The sequence below is a fragment of the Haloferax sulfurifontis ATCC BAA-897 genome (genome assembly GCF_000337835.1).
Lineage (GTDB): Archaea > Halobacteriota > Halobacteria > Halobacteriales > Haloferacaceae > Haloferax > Haloferax denitrificans.
The window spans coordinates 160489-180621 of record NZ_AOLM01000004.1 but is presented as its reverse complement, the minus strand read 5'-3'; the positions used below and the strand labels follow the sequence as shown (position 1 = coordinate 180621).

Sequence of the window (20133 nt, the reverse complement as noted above, 5' to 3'; positions counted from 1 at the left end):
TATATAAAATCCCATTCAAAAACCCGAGAATTCCTCTGTCCGCTTTCCCCTTATCGGATTACGGAGATTCCATTGCACCGCTAGATGGGATTCTCAGTCCCAGAGTCGTTGTTTCCCTCCAAACATGCAATATGGTCGTACTGACAGCCGGACATCCAGACTGTGAGTCCGGAATCGGCGCGTACAGGCTGTGTTCCTGCGTCTTTTCTATGATTGGGGGCTAACCCCTTTATTTAACCAGGTAATTTCCCGATGCGGTAGAATGACGCAGAAGCCATCCCCGGCCGAATTGAGGCAGCAAGGACAGTCTGGGCTTGAGGAGTTCACAACCAAGGAACTCGAAGCATTTCGTGACGAGATCGTCAACGAACTCCAACAGCGTAACCACGATGTAGACCTGGAGGAGGCTGAAGCAGTTGAATTAGTGAATGGGCAGTACGTCGCGTGGGCGGATCTCTCTGCACATCCGAATCTCAAGGCCGTAAAGCCGTGGATTATGAGGGTCACTGGAGCTCACGAGGAATACACGGTTGACGGAGAGTGGCTCGACAAGCAGAAGATCGATGGGAAATACCACATGGATGTCAGTGAGTTAGCTGAGGGCGACATCATCAAGGTTAGCGGAGCGAGTCACACCAACAAGAAACATCGATACTACCGCGTTGTGGCGGTGACAGCGGAATCGCTGTTCTTCGAGTCAGAATACGGCCTCAAGGAGTCGGAAGTCCTCGAAGAAGTCGGTTAGTGCCCCAGTTAGTCGAAAACAGACGTACCATCTAAATTCCGTACAGTTCTTCGCGCTCGTTGAGGGAGCGGTTGATCGTCTTCCGACTTGTTCCGAGTTCTTTGGCTGCTTTTCGTTTACTGAGTTCGTCTTTCTTCACTTGGTCCAGGACCGAGCATACGTGATCGTATTCTGGCCCTGGTCTGATCTCTCCCTCATCCTTGACAAATCCCAAGGGGGCCCGACCGTGTCGGTAGTCTTCGTCGCTTTCCATCCGGGTCTGAAGACCCTCCCGTGCCCTCATTTGAGCTAGCTCAGCCTCTAACTCCGCAAATACACCAAGAAGACGGAACAGGGCGCGTTGGAACGGGTCGTCCTCGCCGGGGATCAACTGAAACCCTTCCTTGATCAGATGCAATTCTGCGCCGTTCTCTTCAACGACCCGTTCAGCCGTTCGGTCGAGGTCCCGTAGAGACCGGCTTACGCGACTCACTGCATCACTGACGACGGCGTCTACTCGACCGTCGTCGATAGCACTCATCATGTCGCGGTACCCGTCACGGTCGGTGTTCGTTCCGGTGAGCCGGTCGTAGTACAGTACCACTTCTCCACCCGCAAGTGGGATTGGCTCATCGCCGGTATCTTCGTCGGCGACGTAGTCAGCAACCTCACGTACATCGCTGTCGATAGCGATGTCGAAGCTGTTCTCAACGTAAGAGAGCACCGACCTAACTTGCCGGGGGAGTTTCTGATCGGTAGTGGAGACGCGCGCGTAGCAGGCAATCATCAGGTCATCTCACCTCGATATCGCACATGGTCCATTTATACTTAAAGAATTGTCTTATCGCACAGACTGTGCGATAACAGAGGTGAACGCACAGTGATCTCGACATAATACCTATGGAAATAGACGGCGGTGTTGAACTCCTCCGAGATTGGCAATGGATGGCGTGAGCAAAACGTGATGAGTATCGGTCACGGCACACGGTCGGATTCAGCGCTACAGATAGACCCCGTGAATCATCTATAACTTCAATCACACCTCTACATTCGACATCGCAGACGCTACAAGCCCTTCAGAAGGAATATTGTACCGAGTAGTGATTGCCCGCACACTCGTCTCTTCAGAGTGTTTCGCGTGACACCTAATTAAATTCTCGACAGCGCCCATCAACCACCCGGGATCGTTATCTGGTCGTGCACCGGCAGCATGAACATCATCGTGACACGCACGACAGAGATAACACCCCGCTTTGTTCTCACCATACCGCCAATGGTGAAAATCCAACCCCACGTCAGGAGCGTCACCACACAATCGGCATGCGTCAGGAGGCTCTCGGAACGCAGACTGTGGAATTCGCTGATTCGGCTCGAACCCCGCTTGATGAACCGCCTCGTTCCAACTCCCAAACCGCTTCAGATAACTTCGACCATAATACTCCCCCCGATCATCCATCTGTTCTTTCGTCGGCGTTCGATTCAACTCCCTCGCCAGCTGCCTGATCTCGTTCAATAAATCATCCGTCGGCACTTTCCACACCTGATTCGGCTCAAACCCCGCCTCCCGGAGTGCCTCATTCCACCCCCCGAATTCATTTTGATACTGCGATGCCCAATACTCCCCTTGGTCATTCATCTCCGTAGTCGTCGGTGTTTCACCGAGCTCCTCCGCCAGTCGATGAAGGGCATCAAGCAGATCCTCTCTCCTGTCCTCTCCCATACTGTACCCAAATCGACACTCTCTCAATTCATTACTTCGGTTTCAAAAAATGACTACTAGTTACCCAGCGTTCGCTGGGAATGATCAGTAAGTACCACCTCTACATTGTACACACTCGATCCCACACTATCAGTAAGTGAGAATTCAAAAGCCGGATTTTCTAGCTTACAGTCCCCACTACGGTTTCCGAGCGATGGGCACGGTCCGATTTGGAATCAGCGGCTCTGTGAAACCCTCACCGCCTGACAGAAGTGGTCTGCTGAATACAGGGAATGTAGTCAGCACGTGGCGGTAAAAAGAAATTCACGTCCATACACGCAAGTAGGGGTTCGCCCTACATGACCGTCGCGGAATGGGCGGTCCTCCTGGAACCAATGATCGAACATTCGGAGGGCGGCGAGAAGAAGGCCTGAGAGGACACATGACAAAGAATAATCCACCGGTAAGATAAAGGTGGGTGCTCGTCCCCACGACCTACGAGAACGAGAAGGGTGAGGCGGTACACGCCGATGCCGAGGTGATGGTTGAACCGGGAAAGACGGTCTTCGTTGACGAACTCCCGAGTCCGTTCGACTGCGATCCGGAGGTTCTTACTGACCTGCCGGTTCACGACGCAGAGCAGGACTAATCGCACAGCAAACCTATCTATTCCGGAAACTGAATCATACTCATCTTGGAGACCCCTTGCTTTCAGAGCGACAGCCATTCTGCGACTAGTCCAACCCGAATGGAGATTTTAAACCCCGGCAAGTTCAGAAACCGCTCAACGAGGATGTCCGTCGGCTCACGTTTCGTCGTGCCGCTGCTGAATTGACCTGTAGCCTTCATTATCGAAGTTGGTCGTCAAGGAAGTCTCGATCATACTCTTGGCCCTGTGCTGCGAACTGATTAGCTATCCTGACCGCGGTGTTACATGCTGAATTATTGTGTTCGACGGCGTTCGTATACAGTTGCTCGCGGTGTTCGTCCTGACTCGACCGAACTATTTCCGGCCATTTCGCGGGGGATGAGGGTTCGATAACCTGCTCGTACACCGTGATTGCTTCTTGAGGGTGCTCGTCGGACTGGTCGGCCAACCATTCCTCCAAGGAACGGACGCCGAACGAGTCGTGGATGATGAACCGGACGGAGCGTTCGAGTAGCTCCTGTTCTTCAGGAAGCCCTGACTCATCGGTGTTTTTCAGGCAGTCGAAGAAACGGTGGAATTCACGCCGATAGTCTTCTTCCTCTTCGGGGCTCTGGATGTCCTGTTCGACCTGGTGGAGTCTCCATCTCCAGAGCAGACTAACCTGCTCCCATTCACCATCCAGAGCGTCTCCATTTTCGATTGTACGTGAGATCGCATCAGCGATTTTCGCGGCTAGTTCTGGCGAACTCTGTTTATAATATCGCCTGATCAGGCTGTCGTCATCGTCCAGGGCTTCGTTTTGGAAGATATACGAGGCTCCGATGTGGCCGGCAAGACCATCTGCGTTGACGAACTCTTGCTCGGAGTCTTCCTCAGTCACGAGGCTGACGGCATGGATGTAGTATGGTCGAATGAAATTGTACGCGGGTGCGTGGCATCCGTGCCGGGATAGATAGCCATTGAACGCTCTGGAAAACCGTTGTTTCGCATCCAGACTGTCACCGGTCGGGAACAGATCATCGAGGCCTTCTTTAACCAGTTCTTCGTCTAAGGCCCAGAGGTTGCCGAACTGACGGCCCAGAGCCGTCCGAACTTCTAAGTCGGTATCAGAGCTGAGTTTCGTCCGGATGGCCTCCCTGATTTCCCCGTCCAACGTTGACTTATCTTCCTCGTCGTGCTGCCACACGGCGAGCATTACTATTGCTTCAACGGCTCGCCCTCGTACTTCTTCCTGAGTTGTTCCGACGCCACCGATCCAGCTCAGGGGCTGGTCGTCAGGGTTGATATCTATCTCAACGACCAGGTTCAGGAGTAACTGCTTAGTGCGGTCTACGTGGCCGGTTGGGAAGTCGGTTGCATCTAAGACTATCGCATTATATGTCAGGGTTGCTATATCGAACCGGCAGCGGTCACTCCATCCTTCAGGATGCTCTACGATATACTCACATAGCTCCAGTACAGGACTCCAAGGGAAGGTTCGGTCGTCATCGAGAGCGTCTCGAAATGCGCGGAGAGCGATGTCGGCGTACTGTGGTTTGGCGTCTTTCAGGAGCGTGATTTCGGCCGCATATTCCTGTGGATGTTCCTGGATGCGGTCTTCGAGTTCGTCCGAGACACCGTGATAGCTGACCTCTTCGAAACCGCCTTCGCCCTGTGGTTCCCATTTCTCCTCTTCGGAGGGTTCCCATTCGGCTAAGAACTTGAGGACTTCTACAGCCGAGTCGCCGGGTATCTGGCTGAGTTCGTCAGGTTCTTTCTGTGCGACCATTCCCCCGCGGACATCTGGAGTATACGGCTCTGTCGGTAGGCGTTCTGGTTGGCCGTGTTTGTCGAGGCTGTGCTCCAGATACTCGTGATGATTCTGGGGGAGGTGGTTTTCGATGAGGTAGAGCCGATTTCGGTGCCACTTCTCGATAATCCGCTGTTTGACTTCTTCGACGGGTTCTCCACTTTGTTCGGCTAAATATTCTGCTCGTTGTTCCATTCCTTCGCTGTCCGGGGGTCCGTTGCGAATCAACTGGCAGATTTGTCCCTGATCATCCGCAGACAGGTGCTGGAAGCCGTTCTCTAGCAGTCGATAGAACTCGAACTGGACATCCCCTTGATAGTAGTTTTCTTCTTCGAGAAGCTCTGATCTGGTACGGTCGGTGATGGCTTTAGGATGCTTGCTCAGTAGGAAGAGTCCGAGTCGTCGGAAATTCGGATTTTCGTCGTCCAGATAGTTCTGAATCAGCTGTTTCCGGTCTGCGTCGGTTGGGTTCTCGTCTACCCAGTGGGTGGCGGCGCGTGAGAGGTAGGTGTAGATGATGTGCTTCCGTTTGCCCCTGTTGGTTTCGTCGTAATCGAGGTCCTTGATCGGCTTTTGGTCGGCAACTGATTCGTGGTGAATCGTCCCTTCTTCGTCCTGTTCTGACTGGAGTGTCTCTCGGAGGGTGTCCTCAAGCACTTGGATAAAGTCCTCGCCGGCTTCCGTAACGAACTGGTCGAAGGTATCGTCGAGGGTTTCGATGGTGCTGTATCGTTCAAATCGGCGTTCCTGCTGTCGTTCCTCCTCGATATCTCGCTGCTTGGGGTGGAGGATTGCTTCGAGGACTTCGAGCGCAGCCTCGGTTTCACCGTGGTTACACAGATATTCGACCAGCTGGAGGCCCTGGTATTCGAAAGCGTGTACGTCCCCGGTTGTGCGAATCCAGTCTGCGACAATTGACGTGGTTTTTGCAGCTGTTTCCGGAGGTAGTTCTGTGGCGATGTTGACGAAGAATCGTCGCGTATTGGGGCTTTCTGTTGTGGTTGATTGGATGACTTGGAGGATGAAGTCGGGTTGGTCGTTGACAATCTGGTTTTGATATCCGAGGAGATAGCCGTCCGGCTCGTTGAATAAATCTCGGTGGAGGAGTTCTTCACCCCAACTCGGGTGTGTGTTCTCGTCATAGAAGGCTCTTGCAATTTCTTCACGTTGATCGAGCGTGCTGATTAGCGCGTTTACAGTGTCGTCGGGTAGTTCCTCGGTGCGCCATGTCTTGAGTTCCTCTGTCAGAAGGGATGCAGGGTAGTACGATAGTCCGTCTTGGTCGAATCCAGATTTGATGAGCTGACGGAGTTCCTGATGTTCTTCGGTTTCGATGTCTTTTGAGAGGTGGTTAAGACAGGAGAAGACGAGATCCACTTCCGTGTTTAGATCTACGTCGCTGGTGCTGAGGAGTGAATGGATTCGCTCACTGTAGTATCGGAATGCGTTTCGACGAACCTGTGCTTCCTTCGACGGGTTGAGCCGTTTCTGGAGGAATTCGCGGAATGTATCGTGAATCCGGTAGGATTTGATACTGTTCTCGTTCCATCCGAAGTCTTGGGTGATTACTCGCTCGCTGAGTCCTCGGAGTAGGCGGTCGATGCTGACGCTGTCGAACGATTCGTCGTTGGGAATGACCGCGTTACAGAGGCGTTCGTTGAGTTCGGGGAGTGGAGATGTGAGTCGGAGGAACCGTTGTTCGTCCGCTGAAAGTGAGTGGAGATACCGCTGCTGGATCTCATCGTACACCTCTCCCTTCGGTATTTCCGGTATTTCGTCGGGGTCGTTGGCTTCGATGAGTAATCCGATATAGAGCGGATGACCGCCCAATTCCTGGTGTATCTCCGCTGCCTCCTCTTCAGGGAGATACTTGAACTCGTCCTGAAGCAGAGATGTGGTCTGTTGCTCCGTGAAGGTGGAGATGTTTACTTCGGTGTCTAATCGGTCGAACGAGAGCTGTCCGGCAGTAATCAGAGTGATATTCTCTGTAAGTAGGTCGGCTGCCTCTCGAACAGCATCCCTGATCGGATCCTCTTCGATGCTGAGTTTGTGAATATCGTCGATACAGAGTAGAAGGTGCTGATCTTCGGGGTAAAGTTCGGCGACTCCTTCGAGTACGTCTCGATACTTGAGCTGTACTTGAGGTGCGTCGGCCGATTCGGCATCCCATGAAAGACTACCAACTGGAGCTACGCCGACGCCGGTTAGTCGCCTACCTTCCTCTTTCTTTTCTTCGGGCAGGTTGTCGAGGATGCTTCGATAGATTTTGCGATAGAAGTCTTCCACATCAAGATGGCCTCCGATAGAAACGATTTCAACATCCTTGCTACCGCTGTACGCCCGGTCGATCTTCTCTATCGTCCATGTCTTTCCTACGCCCGGCTCCCCAGCGATATGTAGCAGGTCTACTTCGTCATCAATGAATGCGAATAGCTGTTCCTCAATTTCCGGACGTGAGACATAGTGTTCCGGTTCAGTATCCCCGTTTCGCATTGAGTCGGAAGTTGAGGAGAATAGATATTGAGCCTTTCCCCGCGCGCGACTATACCTCTCTCATAGCCAGTTGTAGACGCCCCAACGTGGGCTGATCCCTCGGCGGATAGGTTATCCGGATCCAAGTTTATCCGCTCCCAATCCGGTGACACCGGCAAAAGTAATCTCGCACCTGCGAGTAGTTGGGGGAATAATTGAAGCCCCCCGACATCTGTGTCGACAGCAATGCTCCGCCGAACATACCTCGCCACAATCACTCACCTATCGGCGCTTCCGTTCGTGTCCAGCAAAGAGCACGATGTGAATCCAACTCCGACGGGAATCGTCGCTGAAGGGAACATGATGTATTGGTTCTACTTCAGAAACGCCCTCAAGAGGGAACGAGTCATGAGTACGCCGGAATCCAGAGTCCGAGCTATCCAAGACATAGATCTGGTTCGAGCTTCTGACGAAGAAGCAATTGAGTTGCTGAAAATGGCGAATAATGGTGAATACACCCTAGACGACATCCCCGCAACCTGGCGTGAGTATTTTGATGAGGTTGAGGAGAACTTCACGTTGATTGAGTGACGCCGTTCCGCAGAACTTCGTCTCCCTGAAGGCACTACTCTAATCGCTTTCTAAACTCCACGTCGGATTCCAGCGGTGGAGCCTTCATAGAGCCTATCTACCCAAACGCTTGCTAAGAATACAAATATCTTTTATACTCTAGTAAGTAGCCACAGGTGGCGCGAAATCGCCCCCGGTGCGTGTACACCGGAGACTAAGCTGCCGACAATGACAGCAAACGAAAGTAGTAGTGCCGACAGTGAAAACTCTGTCTCTCAGTCGGCGAAGGACAGAATTCACCCCTCGGCCCACGACCCAGAACTAGTACGAATCGCCAGGTGTGCGTACGATGCCGCCGGCGCAACGACACGTCAGGACCTCGCTGTAGAGACCGGACTCCTCCTGACTGAGATCGACGAACTTCTCCATCAACTCGAATCTGAAGGGTACGCAGACCTCATTGGAGAGCTGGATCGACAGGTGGTCTTGCTCACGACTCGTGGAGAGTGGCTTGCTCAGGAGGGAATGTGATGACCGACGTCGAATGTGATCACGCGATCCCGTTGGACCCGGCCGACGTCTTCGACGCACTCTCGAACAGCAGACGAAGAAGGGTAATTCTCTCACTCTCTCGGTCAGAGGACTCTGTTTCTGTTGGTGAACTCGCCGTCGAAATCGCTGCGCGTGAGAACGCCGTCGATCCGAGTCGAGTCACGGGTGAACAGCGTACCCGCGTCTACATCGGGTTGACACAGGTTCATCTGGAGACACTCGACGAACTCGGAGTTGCGCAGTACGACGACCGCTCGAAACAGGTTAAGCCGACAGATGCAACGAACCCGCTCGCACGACAGATCCGCCGCATTACGACCGAGTGTTACACTCCTGCGGAGGAATCGGTAGAATCAGATAGTTAAAGTGACCGATGATTGCTTTAACAATACGTGACGAGGATGCGGTGAGTAGCGAGATCGTACATCTCGGCCACACCTCCGCCACAGACTGTGACACACCCATGGCTAAGACACTCCAGGAACAACTCCCTCGGAATCTGACTCTCCACGTTGGGCACGAAGAAGCCTTACTTGAGCGTGCAGACAATTTGTGGAATCAGACGGAGTTAGTCCTGGCTCCCGTGGAGTTACACCGACGCAACATCCAGCGGAGACTCCGAGAGTCACAGACGCCAAAAGACGGCTTACAGTTTGCCGACCCTTCAGAGGTCGGGGAACGAATCCTCGACGCTGCAGGTCTTCCGACGACGACAATTGACCGCATCGACCGCCTGTCGATGATTCGATCCGTACTATCTGAAGACGAGATGCCGATCACATCTCCTGCCGTGCCTTCGGATCCACAGACCGTCGAACAGGTTCGGACAGAGATCGAGAACGTGACCGGATTCCACCCAGAACGACTCGGAATATTCCGGGACGTCGCAGATGGGCTCACAGCGCCGATTGACGCGGACGCAGCTGAAATCCTGAGTGCTGCGACAGGCATCGAACGAGCACTCCGCCAGCGTACGTCGAAGTCGATCTCTGAGGTGGAGTTCGTCCGCCGCGCGGCGAGGAATATCCTCGCCACCGACGGAAAGGTTTGGCACGAAGCGTTCCCAGAGGTGGACTGTGTTTCGCTCGTCGGCGTCAGCAGCGTCCCCGCGGCACACATCGACCTCTTGCACGCCGTACTGAACTCCGTGTCTGTGTCTGTCCACATCCATTTCCGACGTGGGACAGGATCGTATCTCTCCCGGCGAGTACCGCAACTATTCGACGTCGCCGAACCGGGAGCGGTGGTGTTCGATCCGTGACATCCACAGATCGCCTTTCCCTCGTGGAGCCACTCGACGACGCCGATGTTCCCGTTGCAGAGTTGGCGACGACGACGCGCCGCGAGGAGGCTCGAACAGTGATGGCGACCGTAGCTGGCCTCCGGGATGTCGGTGTTCCCGTACGCGACGTCGCCGTCGTCGCACGTAATTTGGACCAGTACGAAGAGTCGCTCTACCGCGCAGCTGTGCAGTACGGTATTACGCCCGTATTCTGGGTTCAGCTCCGGGTGACGCAGACGCGTCCATACGCACTCATCGAGTCGGTGTGCGACGTGCTTGGCACCAGGGAACCATCTCGGGAGACCCTGTGCCGGCCGCTCGAACACCGCTGGTGTCCTGCGTCGGCGACGTCGCCGTCGTGGCCAATCGACCCAGGAGGGGTTCAAGTGTCGATGCAGGCGTTGCCCGATGGACCACGGACGCTTGGAGAGTGGCACGACGAACTCGAAGAGAACCCGGAAGCTGACGAACGTCTCGTGACGTACGTCGAGTGGCTTGGAGAATGCCCGGAACCGACGCCGGCGGCAGTGACTGACGTCCTTACTGACGTCGTCGAAATGTACGAGGAACACGGCCTTCCGGTGACGAAAGCGAACGATTCGCCGGCTCTCATCGAGACAGAGCGTGACGCACGGGCGGTCGTTCGCGTCAAAACCCTCGTCCAGCAATTGCGTCACAAGTACGCAGATCGACTCGACGAAGGAACCCTTGACCGGTCGTGGAGTAGCGTCGCAGAGCTTGCCCAGCTAATCGCAACACAACGCCCCGGTCGAAGGGAACACTCGAACGCACGTGCAGTAGATATCCTCGAAGCGAACGACGTGTGGCTGTTGGACGTCCCGTACGTCATTACCGTTGGATTGGTCGATGGCGAGTGGCCGAAGCAAACTGAGAGTGTCATCCCCCCAGAACTCCAGGAAGAGATCCTCCGCGGAGACAGTCGTGTTGGAACGCTCGCGCCGCGAACCGCTTGGACGACTGGTCGGGACCGAGATCAGTTCGACGATGTTCTGAGAGCTGCCGGGGAGGGATTAATCGTCACCCGTCACATCGAAAACCTGGCTGGTGAGGAACGTCGTCCATCTCCTCTAATAGAGCATCTGGAGACGGACGTCGTTCCTGATGCTGAGCAGAAGCGGTTGTTGAGCCCCGAACGCGAACTTCCGGACGTCGTTCGAGCAATGCTCGACAACGAGGTGACCGGCGGTGAGTGACGGTCCGATCCGCCTCCAGAACGCACAGCGAGCAATTCGGGACGCGTACTTCCGACACGATTCCGGGTTGTATACACTCAACTGTGTCCCGGGGGCAGGTAAATCTGAAGTCACGAACCACATCGCCGCAGAAGACATTCTCCGCCGGTACGCTGAGGGGGACGCGACTCCCGAACAGCGAGTCGCAGTCATCTCCTTCAACAGGAGTGAAGCGTCGGGTATCATCCCGGAGATCTGTGACCGTCTTCGAGAGATAGTCGAACACGACCTCGTCCCTGCCGCGGACCAAGTCTCAGTTGAGGAGGTGGAACTCTTGGTCCAACGGATCAGACGTGCCCCGTATGTCGGCACCATCGACAGTATTCTTCGAGATGTGTTGAGTGAGATCGCACACGATATCGGCTTCCAAGAGATGCCTGTCGTCGGGAACGCGGCTCGACAGAAACACCTGCACGCTGTATGTTACCGGGCTATCCAGAACGATTCGAACTTGGCGCGGCGGCTGGAACGGCTGGAGGATGCCTATCCCGATGCCGAATTCGACGACGACGTGAGCGAAATGCTTGAGACAGCCGTCGCACATTGCCGGGACCGTCGGATCTCTACAGACGAGTTCCGAACTGAACTGGAACAGACCTTCGAAGACGTGTACGCGGATGGTCGCCCGAAAGCGTTCGACGACGTCGTCGCCGCGGCTAATCGCTGTGTCGGAGCAGACGTTGACGAGAGTGCCTACGACGATATCGACGAGGACGACCGAGAGAAGATCTATGAGGCAGATTCGGCGCTCCACGACGACTGGAGCGCACGCATCGATGACCTCTGTGTTGTACTTGAAGAGTACCGGCGAACGTACCGGCAGACCATCCGTGACCTCGGAGTCGTGTCGCATACGGACGTCGCTTATCTCGTGGACGCCTACTTCGACGACCGCCTCGACGACGTCGATGACGCGCACCGTACCCGGATCAGACAGCGGTACCATACGCGGGTGCAGAGCTTGATCATCGACGAAGCGCAAGACGTCTCGTCGATACAGCACGCTGCCCTCTCACACTTAGTTACACCCACTACGCGTGTGTTGGGTGCCGGTGACCTGCTCCAGAGCGTCTACTTGTGGAGGCACGCGGAACCAACTCTCTTCGAGACGGCGACGGTCGAAGGAGAATACCTCGGGATCGACTGGGACGTCCACGAGCACCGGACCGCGAAGACCACGTACCGGTGCGTCCCCGACATAGCCAGTGCGATCAACGAAATCTCTGAGACGGCTCTCACCGATCCAGCACGTGGGAACATTGGAGAGTTGGACGTCCGATACCCTGGGCTCGAAGCGGATCGAGATTCGACCGACGAATCGAGTGTCCACATCGCGTCCTTCGACCCTCTGGCTTCTGACCCCGATTCCTACACGTGGGTCAAACCTGTCGAAGGCCGTGGCGAAGCGACGACGTTAGCGACACTGGTCTCGAAGGGACTCGCGGATGGGACGTTCACCGACGACGGCGGAGAGCCTCTCGGAATTACGGTTCTGTTCAGATGGTCGTCGAAGATGGACGCCTACGAAGAGGCGTTCGAGGAGATGGGACTCAGCGTTCGAAACGCGAGCGAAGATCTCTTTGAGTGTGACGTCGTGGACGCAGTTCTCGATGTCTGTGAATGGCTGGTCGCGCCTGCTGACCCAGAGCGAACCCGCAACCTCGTCACCGAGTCGAACCTCGGTCTCGAACCACTTGCAAGCAACTTCGAAACCCATCGTTGGGACATCGACGCGGTTCTCGACGACTGCAATCTGTCGGATTCTCACCAGCACCTACTCGATGGCCTCGCTGAACTGCGCGAACGGCGCGATAGCTTCCTCTCCCGTCCCGCTGCAGTCTATATCGAGGACATCATCGAGAGACTCGCCCTTCGAGCAGATCCCAACAGATGCTTTGACGTCGATTCTGCACAGCGAGTCGCCAACCTCGATGCACTCGTAGAAACCATAGAAGAGTGGGAAGCGGACGAGCACTTCACTCCCCTCGAACTCACTGAGCTGATCGCCCCATTTCGAGAAAATACCTACATGGGGCCGAACCAGCCGAGTACGGCAGACACGAGTCACGACGTCGAATTCCGCACGATACACGACGCGAAGGGCGACCAAGACGACGTCGTCGTGATTGCGAATCCCGGATTCGGCCTCTGGAAGCACGGGCCACAGGCCCAACGCTTCATCACTCAAGGGAACATAGCCGGACTCGCACCCCCGACCGACACCGACATTCCCTCGGACACTTCGCTCCCACCGTTCGTCAACGGGCTCTACGACCCGGAGGACACGCGCGACCGCGACGTCGGATTGCGGTGGGCCACGGGTCACTGGTGCGACGACGTCGCCGAGTCCGCGGACTCGACGTCACTTGTCGGTCCCGAACGCCTCAGGCGAGTTGCGGCGAACGAGCGAGCCGAGGCGTGGCGACTCCTGTACGTCGCGCTCACGCGGGCGAGAGATCACCTCGTCGTACCGCTTCCACGGTCGCTACCCGGTGAACCCCGTCCTCGTGACCGGTGGCTCGACACGATACGGGACGGACTCAACTTCAACGGCGATCAGACTGGGTCCTACACGGTCGATACAGAGACGGGAGCGTTCGACGTCGGCGTCAACGACGTCGAGCTTCGCGCTACGTGGACGAATAGATCCACATCCCGTAACGACGACGTTGCCGTCAATCCACCGCGTCGCGCGGATCTTGACCCGTGGGTTCCACGGTTCATCAACCCAAGTACGATGTACCCACTCACGGACGACCCCGACGCACAGGTTCTCAATCACCTCCTCGGGAAAGCTCTGCACACAGAGGCTAACGACGTTCCTGACGATGTCCCTCTCCAGTTCGACGAACTGGGTCCGGACGATGTCGGCACCTGCTTACACGAGGCTCTGACCACGCTCGTCGAACGCGAGATGTCCGAAGAGACACTTCGTTCGGCAGAGAGCGAAGTTCGCCACGTGTTCGACGACGTCGTGGATGACCACGCTCCGCGAATCGACGAGGACGAACGTGACGGACTGTTCAACTTCTTCAGAGAGGAGGTATTGGACGACTTCCTAGCGTCGGACCTGTGGAGTCGGATTCAGCGGGCCGACCGGGTTGCCGTCGAGAGACCTGTCGATGGACTCGTGACAATCGACGACGTCGAGATCGAGATCCACGGGACGAGCGACTTCGTCGTCGAGTTACATTCGGGCGAACGGCACGTTTCCGACGTGAAGATTACACTGACGAACCAAACGCCAGAGACAAGACGTCGGTACGAGCTACAGGTGACAGCCTACTCGTACCTCTTCGAGCAACAGGAATGCTCGACAACCACCGTGAATCGGGCAGTGGAGACCTTCGGAGTTGAGCGTGACACAATCGAATCATCGTGGCCGTCAGAGATTGTCGAACGGAGACTCGCCTCTCTGGTTCGCCAGTAGCTGTCAGTTACGTCCCTGTCTCACGGCTGACCCTTTTACCGCAAACGCTCATATGAGGTGTGCATGACGAACCCAAACGCTCTTCCATCGGCCGATAAAGCCCTCAACACCGACGCCTATTTCAGACTCTATCAGGGTGCGCTCAAGATTAAGAATCCTAGTGCGCGACTCGCCGCCTGCTACATCATCCTACTCGCAGGGCGACTAGGTCTCCGTCTCCAAGAGATCCAGCACCTCCGTGAGGAGTGGATCGACTGGCGGCGAGGCGAAATCAAGATCCCGAGCTATGACCCCTGCGGCTGCAAACGATGCTGGCTCACTGCCCGCGACATCTGGGGCCGCCGCGGACTAAAGGAGCTACAAGATAAGGGCGAGTGGGCTGATGACGTCAAGTGGCGAGACCTGAACGCAGACGCCCGCGATACCGTCGTTGAGAAGGCTAGCTACTGTCGGCCGGAGACACTTGAGGACATCCTCTATAGTGAGCGCTGGGAGCCCAAATACGACCGGTCAGCACGCACTGTCCCATTCGGGTGGTCTGAGCGCATCACTGCGTGCCTGATGACCTTTTTCGACCACAATGACTGCCTTCAACACCAGCGGTACTCGGTGAGCCGACTGATTACGAAAGCTGCAGAAAACGCCAACGGCTTGGACCCTGATGAGCTGTCCCCCCATCCGCTCCGGGCGACTGGTCTCACGTTTCTTGCGGACATCTCGGTTGATCCGAAGATGCTCTGTGATCTTGCGGGTTGGCAGGATATCCAGACTGCCGCCCGGTACCTGCGGCAGAGTGGTCGCATTACCAGTCACAAGGTGTACTCGCTGCTCGGGAAGGAAGACGAAGCGCCGCCGGTCGTGCCGGCCGAACCTGGGTATCGGTATCCAGTCGTGATGAACCCGACCCCGTTCCAGGGGGAGCCGTTCGCGCCGATCACGCCAGATGGAATTCGGTTCGACCGGGATGTCCGGCTTACCCGCCACCACGAGCAACGTGACACTCCGATTCAGCTTGTCCATCCGCGCAAGGCGTCGCTCCCTTTCAAGTACGCTGGCTTCCCTGACGTGGACGAGTTGAGTTACGACCCCCGGAAACACGATCTCCCTGGTAACATAAAGCGGGATTCCGACCGCGTCCAGTTCGAGGACGGTCGGCCCGTGACGACTGCGACAACGATTGCAGACATCGAAGACCCACACCGCGTAGATCCAAGCGAACATGCGCCACCGGAAGACTACCGGGCGGAGACGGTTGACACACGGCTGTCGGACTATTACGACGGTGACCACGACAGCAACAGAATGGCGGCGGCGACGATCACGGGCGCAGCCGCATTTTCGGTTGGGGCTGTGTGGTCGCGGCTGGGTCAGGAGTGGACTGAGTACTGGACTGCTGATGAGGGCGCTGTTCCAAGTGCGGAACGACTGGCGAAAGGGATGGCTGCGTATCTCGTGCTGGTTGTGGGTCCATTGGCTGTGGACCTCTCTCTTCTCTTTCAGTAGACGCGCTGGCCGGGCGCGCGCCCGGTCCGATTCAGCGAAAAACATTTCCGTGAGGACGTCCCCAGCGGTGCGGGGTAGTACGATATGGCGCACTGCATCTGTGAATTATCCTAGTCTACCTCTGGGAATCACAGAAGGAGAACGAGTTATTGTGTATCGACGTCGAATGCTGGCGACGAACGAGATCCAGACGGGTAAACCGCATACCGTTCAGAGTAATCTGTCTTCCCGAAGTTCCTCTTCTAGGTCATCAAGTTCGCGTTCGAGGTCATCATCATCCACCTGTTCAGTGAATCCGTCTTCGGCGGGGCTGTCGGTTGGACGTCTACACATCCGGTTTAATTGATGGAGACTGGCGATGTAGCGGCGAAATTCCTCGCTGGACGGCGGGCGACCGTCAGCCATATCGAATCATATTTCGTCAACTAACAAAACCCCAGCGCCCGGTCAGAGCATCTCCCTTTCGTTGAGCGTTTCATCCCTATATTGATCAATGACGAGGACCACCCACCTTTTTGTGGGTACGCCGATACTTTAGCGCTAGCGAATCGCATGACGGCGACGACCCCCGTGATGGATCGGAACGGACTCTTTCGCGCGAAGAGCGACTTGTTTAAAAGGAAGTCTACGCCGTCTGTTGAATCTAGATCGTTCGGAAAACGAATGGGCGCTGCAGGATTTGAACCCACGGCAACTTGGTCCGAAGCCAAGCACTCTGTCCAGACTGAGCTAAGCGCCCTACATGACTTCGTCTGTTGTGGACTGCTTTAAATGGATTGATTCGAGGCGGCGACTCCGCGCGATTTATACCCGACCTCGGAACAATACGGGGTATGTCTCTCGGAGCGCGGGCGCGCGGGTTCGCCGAACTCACCCGACCGGGAAACGCGGTCGCCGCGGGCGTGCTCACGTTCACCGGGGCGTTCGTCGCCGGGGCGTCCCCGAGCGATGCGCTCGTCGTCGTCGCGGCGGTGCTCGCCACCGTGTTCGCCACGGGCGCGGGCAACGCCGTCAACGACTACTTCGACCGCGACATCGACCGCATCAACCGACCGGACCGGCCGATTCCCCGCGGCGCGGTGAGCGCCGCCGAGGCCAAGTGGTTCAGCGTCGCGCTGTTCGGCGGCGCGGTCGTCTCGGCGCTCGTCCTCCCGGTCGTCGCCATCGCCATCGCCGTGGTCAACCTCGTCGCGCTCCTCGCGTACACGGAGTTCTTCAAGGGACTCCCCGGCGTCGGCAACGTCGTCGTCGCCGCGCTCACCGGCTCGACGTTCCTGTTCGGCGGCGCGGCCATCGGCGAGCCGTTGGGCGCGGCCGTCCTCTGCGTGCTCGCCGCGCTGGCGACGCTGACCCGCGAAATCGTCAAGGACGTCGAAGACATCGGCGGCGACAGAGCCGAGGGGCTTCGGACGCTCCCCATCGTCGTCGGCGAGGCGGCGTCGCTGTGGTTCGGTGCGGCCGTCCTCGTGGTCGCGGTCGGCGCGAGCGCGGTGCCGTTCGTCCGGGGGGAGTTCGGACTGGCGTACCTCGCCGTGGTCGTCCCCGCCGACGCGCTCATGCTCGTCGCCGCCGCCCGGTCGTTCAGTGACCCGGCCGCGGCCCAGCGTCGGCTCAAACACGGAATGTTCCTCGCGGCGTTCGCGTTCATCCTCGGACGGGCGGCGGCACCGGCGGGAGGACTCATATAAACGGTGGGGACGAGCGACCGGTCAGTTCCCGGAGAACACCCCGACGAACCGGAAGTGTTCGATCCTCCAATCAAAAAGAATATTACCGGCTCACTGTATGGTCGTACTATCCGATGACCCCCGGCGAGCGGAAGCGTCAGGCGAGTGCATTCCTCGGAGTCGACGACATCGAGCCGAGGTACCTGCATGTATAACCTGGGCGCTGATCTCGACGTCGAGGTCGAACCGGGCACGAACCTCCTCCTCGTCGGACCGCCGCTGACCGGCAAGCGCTCGCTGGCGCTCGACATCCTCGCGGCGGGGACTCGAAACGGCGAGGGGTCAATCATCGTCACGACCAAAGACGGCGCGGACCGCATCCTCTCGGACTTCGGCAAACGACTCGACTACGAGGGCAAACCCGTCGCAGTCGTCGACTGCGTCACGAAACAGCAGGGCGTCGGCGAAGTCCGCGACGACGAGCGAATCCGCTACACGTCGTCGCCGGTCGACATGACCGGTATCGGAATCAAGCTTTCGGAGATTCTGCAGGAGTACTACCAGGACCGCGGGCTCTCGGAGAACCGCATCATGCTCCACTCGCTGTCGACGCTCCTGATGTACGCCGACCTCCAGACCGTCTTCCGGTTCCTCCACGTGTTCACCGGCCGCATCCAGAGCGTGGGCGGACTCGGCCTGTTCACCATCGACGCCGACGCCCACGACGACCGGACGATGAACACCATCAAACAGCTTTTCGACGGCATCATCACGACCCACGAGGACGCGCCGCCGGACATCCGCATCGCGGACCACTAGACGAGACCTCGCGCCGTCTACGACTGTGAGACGTCGATTCCAGAGACCAGAGACTGCGGACCGACGGGCGGGAGTGGGACGGCGGCCGCGCCGCACAGCCGCCTGACGTTTTTATCCGCGCCCCGTCTCCTCGTACGTATGCCCATCACCAGCGACGACGACATCCGCGCGCTGTTCGACGCCGAGACCGTCGCGGTCGTCGGCTGTTCGGCCACGCCCGGCAAGCCCGCCCACGACGTCCCGGCGTACATACAGAGACAGGGCTACCGCGTCGTCCCCGTCAACCCGTTCCACGACGAGATTCTCGGCGAGACGGCGTACGACTCGCTCGCCGACGTGGACGAGGACGTCGATATCGTCGACGTGTTCCGACCGTCCGAGGAGGCGGGCGACATCGTCGACGCCGCAATCGAGCGCGCCGACGCCCGCGGCGACGTGGCCGCCGTCTGGCTCCAACTCGGCATCCGCGACGACGACGCGGCCGCCCGCGCCGAGGAGGCGGGGCTCTCGTTCGTTCAGGACCGGTGCTTCAAGGTCGAGCACTCGCGGCTCGCCTGAGCGCCCGCCGAACCGGCGGTTCGACCCGGGTCGGCTTCCGGCCGGCCTTTGCTACCCTTCCCACGACTCGAAGTCGCCGTAGACGCCCTTCGAGAGGTATCGCTCCGAGGAGTCGGGGAACACCGTGACCACGGCGTCGTGGGGGAGGTCGAGGTCGCCGGCGGCGGCGCGCTCGGCCACGTCGATGGCGGCCAGCGAGTTGGCGGCGGCGCTCGACGCGACGAGGTGTCCCTCCTCCGCGGCGAGGCGTTGCATCTCGGCGTGGGTGTCGCGGTCGCCGATTTGGACGATTTCGTCCACCAGTTCGGGGTCGAACAGCTCGTTGGTCGCGGGGTCGTGCGTGCCGATGCCCTCGGTCTTGTACGACGCCTCCGCCACGTCGCGGCCGTGGAGCCGGGCGTAGAGCGACCCCTCGGGTTCGACGGCGGTGACGAACGTGTCTTCGTGGCGTTCGCGGCCGTAGCGCGCCAGCCCCATGAGCGTGCCCGCGGTGCCACAGCCGGCGACGAGCGCGCCGACCGCGCCGTCGAGCGCGTCGTAAATCTCGGGCGCGGTCGTCTCGTAGTGCGCCTCGGGGTTGAGCGGATTGGAGAACTGCTGGGGGACGACGGCGTCGTCGAGTTCGTCGGCGAGCTTGTGGGCGCGGTCGATAGCGCCGCCCATCCCGTCGGCGGTGGGCGTGTTCACCACGTCGGCTCCGAGCGCGCGCATGAGCGTCTGTTTCTCCACGCTGAACCGCTCGGGGACGACGAACACCGCGCGGATGCCGAGCTGGCCGGCCGCGACGGCGAAGCCGATACCGGTGTTGCCGGCGGTCGGCTCGACGATGGTGCCGCCCTCGGGGAGCTCGCCAGATTCGAGCATCCGTTCGAGCATGTACTTCCCGATGCGGTCCTTGACGCTCGCGCCCGGGTTGAACGATTCGAGCTTCGCGTAGACGGGCACCTCGTCGGGCGACGCGTGGACCCTGACGAGCGGCGTCTCGCCGACGGTGTCGAGCACCGAGTCGAAGGGGCCGCGGTGCGTGGTCATACGCGGGCAAAAGTTGCCCCAGACCCTGAACGTTTTCATCCCGTCGTTCCCCCTCGCCGGAAGCGGACTCGCACGAGAACGAGTCGAGAGACGCCGCTCTGAAGTCCGAGTCGGGGCTCCGACGGGAGCGTGGT

General features: G+C 58.0%; 17 protein-coding genes and 1 tRNA gene. 12 read left to right on the top strand and 6 right to left on the bottom strand.

Annotated features, from left to right (window positions below; genetic code table 11):
• Positions 1-262: 262 nt before the first annotated feature.
• A complete protein-coding gene (locus C441_RS03210) occupies positions 263-745 on the top strand; it encodes a hypothetical protein (protein ID WP_007273758.1) in 483 nt (160 codons plus the stop codon).
• A 31-nt stretch (positions 746-776) separates the two neighbouring features.
• Here the strand turns inward: C441_RS03210 and C441_RS03205 are convergent, their stop codons facing one another.
• The gene (locus C441_RS03205) at positions 777-1511 is read right to left on the bottom strand and encodes a recombinase family protein (protein WP_007273757.1); all 735 of its coding nucleotides are present in this window, start codon (positions 1509-1511) and stop codon (positions 777-779) included.
• 249 nt (positions 1512-1760) lie between these two features.
• Positions 1761-2444: a homing endonuclease associated repeat-containing protein gene (locus C441_RS20665; protein ID WP_394295361.1), complete on the bottom strand. Its 684-nt coding sequence runs from the start codon at positions 2442-2444 to the stop codon at positions 1761-1763.
• A 457-nt stretch (positions 2445-2901) separates the two neighbouring features.
• Here C441_RS20665 and C441_RS19800 point away from each other — a divergent pair, with 457 nt between their 5' ends.
• Entirely contained in the window at positions 2902-3072 is a 171-nt protein-coding gene (locus C441_RS19800; protein WP_007273756.1) for a hypothetical protein, read from the top strand.
• A 199-nt stretch (positions 3073-3271) separates the two neighbouring features.
• Here C441_RS19800 and C441_RS03195 read toward each other — a convergent pair whose 3' ends face one another.
• Entirely contained in the window at positions 3272-7354 is a 4083-nt protein-coding gene (locus C441_RS03195; protein WP_007273755.1) for a hypothetical protein, read from the bottom strand.
• A gap of 225 nt (positions 7355-7579) precedes the next feature.
• On the opposite strand from C441_RS03195, the gene C441_RS03190 reads away from it, so the two are divergent.
• The 7 genes from C441_RS03190 to C441_RS03170 all read left to right on the top strand — a co-directional run bounded on the left by C441_RS03190 (position 7580) and on the right by C441_RS03170 (position 15923).
• Positions 7580-7924, top strand: a complete 345-nt coding sequence (locus C441_RS03190; RefSeq protein WP_007273754.1) for a hypothetical protein — start codon at positions 7580-7582, stop codon at positions 7922-7924.
• A 207-nt stretch (positions 7925-8131) separates the two neighbouring features.
• Entirely contained in the window at positions 8132-8434 is a 303-nt protein-coding gene (locus tag C441_RS19435; RefSeq protein ID WP_152420680.1) for a hypothetical protein, read from the top strand.
• Positions 8434-8820 (top strand): DUF7344 domain-containing protein, encoded by a 387-nt coding sequence (locus tag C441_RS18820; RefSeq protein ID WP_083874853.1) that lies wholly within the window; start codon positions 8434-8436, stop codon positions 8818-8820. The genes C441_RS19435 and C441_RS18820 overlap by 1 nt, the downstream gene beginning before the upstream one ends.
• 41 nt (positions 8821-8861) lie before the next feature.
• The gene (locus C441_RS03185; protein ID WP_239640803.1) at positions 8862-9716 is read left to right on the top strand and encodes a hypothetical protein; all 855 of its coding nucleotides are present in this window, start codon (positions 8862-8864) and stop codon (positions 9714-9716) included.
• Complete coding sequence (locus tag C441_RS03180; protein WP_049920394.1) at positions 9713-10951, top strand: hypothetical protein; 1239 nt, start codon at positions 9713-9715, stop codon at positions 10949-10951. Before C441_RS03185 ends, C441_RS03180 begins: the two co-directional genes overlap by 4 nt.
• Positions 10944-14420, top strand: coding sequence for a UvrD-helicase domain-containing protein (locus tag C441_RS03175; protein ID WP_007273753.1), 3477 nt, complete (start codon positions 10944-10946; stop codon positions 14418-14420). Before C441_RS03180 ends, C441_RS03175 begins: the two co-directional genes overlap by 8 nt.
• A 63-nt stretch (positions 14421-14483) precedes the next feature.
• Positions 14484-15923, top strand: coding sequence for a tyrosine-type recombinase/integrase (locus C441_RS03170; protein ID WP_007273752.1), 1440 nt, complete (start codon positions 14484-14486; stop codon positions 15921-15923).
• Positions 15924-16133: 210 nt separating this feature from the next.
• Here C441_RS03170 and C441_RS03165 read toward each other — a convergent pair whose 3' ends face one another.
• Positions 16134-16328 (bottom strand): hypothetical protein, encoded by a 195-nt coding sequence (locus tag C441_RS03165; protein WP_049920393.1) that lies wholly within the window; start codon positions 16326-16328, stop codon positions 16134-16136.
• 259 nt (positions 16329-16587) lie between these two features.
• Positions 16588-16662, bottom strand: a tRNA-Arg gene (locus C441_RS03160).
• Positions 16663-16756: 94 nt separating this feature from the next.
• Between C441_RS03160 and C441_RS03155 the strand changes: the two genes are divergently transcribed.
• The 3 genes from C441_RS03155 to C441_RS03145 all read left to right on the top strand — a co-directional run bounded on the left by C441_RS03155 (position 16757) and on the right by C441_RS03145 (position 18967).
• On the top strand, positions 16757-17611 hold the full coding sequence (locus C441_RS03155; RefSeq protein ID WP_007273751.1) for a geranylgeranylglycerol-phosphate geranylgeranyltransferase: 855 nt from the start codon (positions 16757-16759) through the stop codon (positions 17609-17611).
• Positions 17612-17797: 186 nt separating this feature from the next.
• The gene (locus tag C441_RS03150; RefSeq protein WP_004969949.1) at positions 17798-18409 is read left to right on the top strand and encodes an RAD55 family ATPase; all 612 of its coding nucleotides are present in this window, start codon (positions 17798-17800) and stop codon (positions 18407-18409) included.
• 138 nt (positions 18410-18547) lie between these two features.
• Positions 18548-18967 (top strand): CoA-binding protein, encoded by a 420-nt coding sequence (locus tag C441_RS03145; RefSeq protein ID WP_007273750.1) that lies wholly within the window; start codon positions 18548-18550, stop codon positions 18965-18967.
• 51 nt (positions 18968-19018) lie between these two features.
• Here the strand turns inward: C441_RS03145 and C441_RS03140 are convergent, their stop codons facing one another.
• Positions 19019-19999, bottom strand: a complete 981-nt coding sequence (locus tag C441_RS03140) for a PLP-dependent cysteine synthase family protein (RefSeq protein WP_007273749.1) — start codon at positions 19997-19999, stop codon at positions 19019-19021.
• Between the last annotated feature and the right edge of the window lie 134 nt (positions 20000-20133).